Annotated in this window: 4 protein-coding genes and 1 pseudogene; 4 read left to right on the top strand and 1 reads right to left on the bottom strand. The window is 60.6% G+C overall.

Features of this window, described 5'->3' with window-relative positions; all coding sequences use genetic code 11:
- The 4 genes and pseudogenes from A37A_RS21315 to A37A_RS0106970 form a co-directional block, all read left to right on the top strand.
- A pseudogene (locus A37A_RS21315) lies at window positions 1–90 on the top strand (DDE transposase family protein); the annotation flags it as partial.
- A 96-nt stretch (window positions 91–186) separates the two neighbouring features.
- A complete protein-coding gene (locus A37A_RS0106980; protein ID WP_018290802.1) occupies window positions 187–1,410 on the top strand; it encodes a SufS family cysteine desulfurase in 1,224 nt (407 codons plus the stop codon).
- A 21-nt stretch (window positions 1,411–1,431) separates the two neighbouring features.
- Entirely contained in the window at window positions 1,432–1,872 is a 441-nt protein-coding gene (gene sufU, locus A37A_RS0106975; RefSeq protein ID WP_018290801.1) for a Fe-S cluster assembly sulfur transfer protein SufU, read from the top strand.
- A 53-nt stretch (window positions 1,873–1,925) separates the two neighbouring features.
- Window positions 1,926–4,613, top strand: a complete 2,688-nt coding sequence (locus A37A_RS0106970; RefSeq protein ID WP_231363804.1) for a TonB-dependent receptor — start codon at window positions 1,926–1,928, stop codon at window positions 4,611–4,613.
- 79 nt (window positions 4,614–4,692) lie between these two features.
- Here the strand turns inward: A37A_RS0106970 and A37A_RS19115 are convergent.
- Window positions 4,693–4,959 (bottom strand): zinc ribbon domain-containing protein (locus A37A_RS19115; RefSeq protein WP_155996613.1); only part of this gene is annotated, 267 nt, incomplete at its 5' end.

The following is a 4,959-nucleotide window of genomic DNA, read 5'->3' as shown; positions in this document are numbered from 1 at the left end:
GAACGCCTCGGCGAACAATCCCTCCCGCAGTTCCGCGAACGACTCCTCTCCAGTCCCAAACAATGTCTGGCCATCCTTGCCGCCGCATGAGCTCCAAAACAAAAGACCCTGGGCGAAGAGCGTCCGAGCGATGACTGCTTCCTTTCCCTTGCACGAACCGAGAGCTTCGGCATAGGTTCCCTCGTCATGCGCCCGCCCGAAGAGTTTCGCTCCGACTTTCCGGCCCTTTCCCAGGCGGCGCATGGCCACCCCCTCGCCTACCTGGACAACGCGGCCACGACCCAGAAGCCCAAAGCCGTGCTCGACGCCGTCCGAAGCTTTTACGAGAAGGACTACGCCAATGTCCATCGGGGCCTCTACGACCTGAGTGTCCGCGCGACCGAGGCCTTCGAATCCGCTCGGCGGCGGGTTGCCGACTTTCTTGAGGCCGCCTCGCCCGAGGAGATCATCTTCACCCGGGGGACGACCGAGGCGATCAACCTGCTCGCCTCTTCGGCCGGGCGCTCCCTCCTCCAGCATGGAGACGGGGTGCTCCTCACCGAGATGGAGCACCATGCCAACCTGGTCCCCTGGCAGATGCTCCGCACCTCGGGGATCCGCCTCTATTTTCTCCCCGTTGACGACGAACAGGGGACCATTGACTGGAACCGGGTCGAGGAAATAGCCAAGAAACACCGGATTCGGCTGCTCGCCTTCACCCATGTCTCCAACTCCCTGGGCAAGGTGAATCCCGCCGCAGAGATCTGCTCACGCGCCCGCTCGCTCGGCCTTTTGACCCTGGTCGATGCCGCCCAGAGTGCAGGCCACCAGCATCTAAGCGTTCGGGAGATCGGTTGCGACTTCCTCGCCTTTTCCGGCCATAAGATGTGCGCGCCCACCGGAATCGGCGTGCTCTACGGGCGCCAGGAGCTCTTGGACCTCCTTCCCCCCTATCAGACCGGCGGAGAGATGATTGCCGAGGTCCAGCTCGATCAGAGCAGCTGGAAGAGTGCCCCCCACCGCTTCGAGGCGGGGACGCCCAACATCGGCGGGGCGATCGGCCTCCATGCTGCCATCGACTACCTACAGACCGTCGGGCTCGACGCAGTCGAGAAGCATACGGCTTCCCTGGCCTCCTACGCAGCCTCCGGCCTCGCCTCGATCCCCGGCATCCGAATTCTTGGACCCCGCGACCATCGGGCGGGGATTGTCAGCTTCGTGCTCGACAAGGTTCACGCGCACGACTTGGTCGCCTTTCTCGATCAGGAAGGCTTGGCGCTACGCGCGGGAGACCACTGCAACCAGCCGCTCCTTCGGAAGTTCGGGCTCGCCGCCACGGCCCGAGCGAGCTTCTACCTCTATAGCCTCCGGGAGGAGGTCGACCGGCTGATCGAAGCGGTCGAAAAGACCCGCCGCTATTTCGCGGGATAAGCCGAAGGCCGCCCCATACCAATGGAACTCGACGAACTCTACCGGGAGTCCATCCTCGATCACGCCCGCCATCCACGGAACTTCGGCGCACTCGAAGCGTGCAACCGGTCGGCGGCGGCCAAGAACGTGAGTTGCGGAGATGCGATCCAGCTCTTTCTCCGGCTCTCTCCCGCGGGAAGAATCGAAGCCGTCCGGTTCAGCGGGTCGGGCTGCGCCATTTCGACGGCCTCCGCCTCCCTCCTGACCTTGGCCGTTCAAGGGAAGACTGCCGAAGAAGCTGAAGCGCTCTTTGCCAAGATCCAGCGGCTGCTCACCGGCACTTCCGCTCCCCAAGACGAGTTGCCGGGAGACCTCGCCGCCCTCGCCGGGGTGCGCCGCTTTCCGCAGCGGGTCGGCTGCGCCATGCTTTCCTGGCACGCCCTCGAAGACGCGCTCCGAGCGGGCGAAAAGAATTCGGCCTAAACTTTCTCGATTTCTTGCAAGAACGGCATTGTTTTTGCTTCGAAACGTAATCTATGCGTTACGTAATGTCATTGTTGCACAGAGCTCGATGGGAATGGTCCTCCCTTCTTGCCCGGTTTGGCGTTCTTTCGTGGCTTCTGCTCGGTGGAATGGGAGTATTCGCTTCGACCGATGCCGGCCTCTCGACCCCGACGGAAGTTGATCCGCTCCCCTCTCCCACGCAAAAAAGCAAGCCTGCCAATCTCTCCCCGGCAACCGCCTCTAAGCCATCCTCCCAGACGGTGACCTTGCCGGAGGTCGATGTCACCGCTACCTCCGAATGGACCTCCCCGGAGCTTACCTCGGGCGAGCCCAACGCTCCGATCCTGCCTACCGCCGCCCCCGTCATCTCCACCTACGGCGTTCCCACCGACGTCATGGATACGCCCCGCCAGATCACTCCGGTCAACCAGACCCTGCTCAAGGCCGCCGGAACGCTCTATCAGGGCTATATCGATCCCATCTCCCTCTCCTCCATTTTGCCCACCGCCTATACGCAAATTAACGGAGGAATGAACGACTCCATCACGATCCGCGGACGCCAGGCCCTCCCCTACATCAATGGCATTGAAGTCACCCTGCAGAACAACGCCCAGGCGATGGTCCCCTGGAGCTGGAACATGGTCGAATCGATGGACATCCAAGAGGGACCGGCGAATGCGGTCTTTGGAGCGACCCAGGCGTCCACCGGAAGCGTCAACTACATTACCAAGCAACCCTACTTCGATCAGTTTCGCGGCCGCGTCTGGGACACGACCGGTATGTACGACCAGTACCTCTGGGGCGCCGATGCCGGCGGGCCGGTCAACGATAAGGTCGCGTGGCGCTTCTCCTACATGGGGCAGGACCAAGGCAGCTACTACCAGTACATGTACAACCGGCAGGAAAATTTTTACGTCGCCGTGGGCGCCAAGCCTTACGAGAACTACAAGATCGATTTCTACGGGGACTACGGTAGCTACGACTTCTATCCGCAATTCGTCGACATGATGAACCGGCCGACCAACGCCCTGATTCGCAATGGCCTATATAATACCGGGGTCGTGCCCGGCTTCCCCGGGTCCGTCGCGCAAGGAGGCCCGATCACCGGATCGCCCACCAATCCTGCATTCTCCACCTACGCGGGTCCCGTGGTCCCGATCAATCGTCGCGCCACCCTCTGGTCCCCCTATGGCGGCGGACAAGGAACGACTGGCCTCGCCCAGCTCGTTCAGAACCTGACCGTCAGCGAGGACCTCGCGATCGTTAACAACACGATGTTCTGGTACTCCAGCGCCCAGTTCGTGGAGCCCCAGGTTTACTACTCCGAGTATGTTCCGGGGGATTACGAAATCGACAACCGCACCGAGGTCCGCTGGTGCTACGATCCACTCACAGGGCAGTTCAAGCACCGGAGCAGCCAGCGTGAGCAGGATCTCCTGGAAACCGCCTTCGGCAGTCTCCGCCTCCATAACGTGATCGATACCGGGCTCGAATGGCACTACGAACATAACAACGACTATCTCTCCCAGAACGTGATGAATTACAGCAACTCCTGGAGCATCGCAAACCCCGCGGCCCCCGGCATGACCAATCCCGCTCTCTTCTATCTTCCTTCCACCAAGCAGTTTCGCAGCTACATCAACAATCCGCACGCATCCGGCGGAGGCGAGTGGCAGATCCCCGGCGCTCCCGCAGGTTACTACTACGAACCCCTTAATGGCGCGGGCGGGACCACGTTCGGCCACTACTGGGCCGTTGCCCCCTTCTTTCAAAACAACCTTGATATCACCGATAAGCTCAGCCTCTATTTCGGCGTCAGGGCCACAGGCTACTTCTGGGACTATTCCACGCCGGCCGGTCCGGCCGGAATGCCCCAGATCCCCAACCTGACCTCCGCCAGCCTACAGCAAAGCTCCCTCAATCCGCTGCTGGAAATCAGCCCGGTCTACAAGCCCTTTCCCTGGATGACGACCTATTTCACCTACAACTGGTCCTATGTGACGAATGCGGCCGCCTTCGGAGGAGCGGCTCCGACGTTTGACGCCGCCTCCTTTCGCCTCCTCAACCAGTTGATCGAAGGCGGGATCAAGTTCAACCTCCTCGATGACAAACTCTTTGTTACCGCCGCCGGCTTCAGCCAAAACCAGGCCCTCAACAACATCAGCCTTCCCGCCACCCTCGCACAGATCAACGGCTACGAGGTCAATATCGCTTACCAGCCGAATCGCAACTGGTGGGCACGCCTCGGTTACATCTATATGCACGGCATCGAAAACTGGACCTCTCTTCCTCACGGCCCGTCGATGGCGCAGAACTACTCAACGGCGATCGCCTTGCAGGAGGGGCTGGCGCTGAATACGAGCTCCGTTTTCCCTTCCGGGATCTACAACATGATCGGGTTCCCCGACCAGTACGCCAGCGGCACGATCACCTATACTTCGGATGCCGGCATCGGCGTGACCTTGCAAGGGATCGCCATGAGCCGCCAATATTTGGACTATTTCTACGACACCTACATCCCGTCGCAATTTTTGATGAACTTGCAGGTTTTCTACACGCAGCCGAAGTGGGAGCTCCGGCTGTACATATACAACCTCGGCAACCAGAATTATTGGTTGCCTTTTGGGGTCGGCTCCAGCGGGACGCGGACCTTCGACGAAGAAAACATCGTCGCGGGATGGCCTTTCTGGATCGAGGGAACCGCAATCTGGAAATTCTAGCCGGCATGGTTCGTGAAGTTGCGGCAGGCGGAAAACGGGAGCGAAGGGCGTAAACAACCCGCGGCTGAAGTCGCAGGCTTTATCGTGAAGCGCAGACATGGTTGCCAACATCCGCACCTCCAACATTAGGCGTGCTTACGGCCGCCCTTGGCGGAACCGCCGTTCCGCCAATCCGGGCAAGATTCCGACTCGCGTTCAAGTCGCTGTGCGCCCGGAGACCACAGTGAGGACACACGAAACGATGCTTCGTGCGTCTGCCCAATTGTTTACAAGACGAGCAGGTTTGGCTCGTGTAGGCCGGATCGACGTATTCGACCGCGATGCCGGCCGATTTCGCCTTGTACTC

The sequence above is a fragment of the Verrucomicrobium sp. 3C genome (genome assembly GCF_000379365.1).
Taxonomy (GTDB): domain Bacteria; phylum Verrucomicrobiota; class Verrucomicrobiia; order Methylacidiphilales; family Methylacidiphilaceae; genus Methylacidimicrobium.
Note: the sequence above shows the minus strand (reverse complement) of the source record. Positions and strands in the feature narration are given on the sequence as shown.

Bases quoted from the DNA above. Each gene is read 5' to 3' on its own strand.
- A37A_RS0106980 (WP_018290802.1), top strand. From the start codon at position 187: ATGCGCCCGCCCGAAGAGTTTCGCTCCGACTTTCCGGCCCTTTCCCAG.
- A37A_RS0106970 (WP_231363804.1), top strand. From the start codon at position 1,926: ATGCGTTACGTAATGTCATTGTTGCACAGAGCTCGATGGGAATGGTCC.
- sufU (WP_018290801.1), top strand. From the start codon at position 1,432: ATGGAACTCGACGAACTCTACCGGGAGTCCATCCTCGATCACGCCCGC.